The following is a 1,407-nucleotide window of genomic DNA, read 5'->3' as shown; positions in this document are numbered from 1 at the left end:
GCATTCTAAAACCAAGTAATTCATTCAATCCTTTGATTTTAGTCCCTACATTTCCGTCTTGATCTGATTTTAATTGTAAATAAGGTGCACTACCTACAATGGTTTTAGCTGTCACATTTGATAATGCTTCAGTATAAGGTGAAAAAAGAATAAATAAAAAATGAATACCAATAATAGATAACGTTGAGTTAAGTTTTAGGTGTATAACCTTATTGGAAGGATTGATCCGTTTAAAAATTAGATGCCATATTAATTGATTAAAAATATTAAATTTAAAATTAATAAAGAATAAGAAAATTAATTTTCGCTTCATTATAAATAACCTATAAATAGGATATTTATCATCTATGAAAAATTTCCTAATTTTAAACATATATCAAACCTATAACATTAGTTATCACTTAACGGTATAACAACACAGTGTTGATTGTTTTTAATTTTCACATATTTGAATATAATAATCTATAAATAATTGTTTAAATTTGTAAATCAATAAATTAATTGACAAGCATAATTCAACACACAATTGATATAGATTATAGTGATATGAAGTGGAATGACTATAAAGGATTAAAGCCATATCAAAAACGATAATAATATTATTTTTTATGAAGAATTATTGCGCCGAATGAATGAATCGACATAACAATTTTACCCATTTGACGTTTGACGACTCAGCAAAAGTAAAATCTGAAACAATAGGGCTAGATTTTCGAAATAACAGTTTTACGACCTAAGTGGTATTTTGACTATAATTATAATGTAGTTAAATACCACGTTATGGACAATTTGTCAGATTATCAATATCTAACCTGACAAACGACTAACAACATATAATTTATTAGGTAACCCTTTTATTTTGTAGGGAGTGTGCTGATTCCATTTTCGCCCCGGCATAAAATTTGTGCTGATTGACCTTGACCAAGATACATCCCTTCATCCGTAACGCTTCCCAACGCATGAGATAGACCTGGGCGTGAGTGTACAGCAAATGGCTTGTTTGTACGATACATTTCAGCTGTCCAAAGATAGTTTCCAAATTGAGGAAATATTCCCCATTCACTAACAAAAGTACCTAAATCTCGAGCAGCGGGTTTTTCGAAAAAATCTATTGAGCTAGATGTCCCTTCTGGTCTGTAAGCTTGTAAAGAGTTGGTCAATTCATCTCTTCGATACAGATATTTTTGTCGCCAAGTTTTACCTGCTTCTGACATATCATTAACCTGATCGGATGTTGTTGTGGGCATTGCTTGACCATCTATTATTCTTCTACATTCATCGTAGGCTATATAACTACCAAAATGTAAAAATCCTGTTACTTGCGTAGGTATTATTGCCCATTTTTGTGGTATAGGGAGCGTAATTTTACCGATGTTTTGCCAAGTTTTGCCTTTATCAGCACTATAT

General features: G+C 31.1%; 2 protein-coding genes. Both read right to left on the bottom strand.

Features of this window, described 5'->3' with window-relative positions; translation table 11 throughout:
- A partial coding sequence (locus J3U56_RS11940; RefSeq protein ID WP_267367929.1) for a hypothetical protein occupies window positions 1-313 on the bottom strand: 313 nt, incomplete at its 3' end.
- 541 nt (window positions 314-854) lie between these two features.
- Window positions 855-1,407, bottom strand: a 553-nt coding sequence (locus tag J3U56_RS11935) for a hypothetical protein (protein WP_267367927.1), incomplete at its 5' end; no start/stop codon positions are given.

It is taken from the genome of Gilliamella sp. B2824 (assembly GCF_026536245.1).
Taxonomy (GTDB): Bacteria; Pseudomonadota; Gammaproteobacteria; order Enterobacterales; family Orbaceae; genus Gilliamella.
The sequence above is the reverse complement of the archived record's forward strand: the minus strand, read 5'-3'. Positions and strand labels throughout refer to the sequence as shown.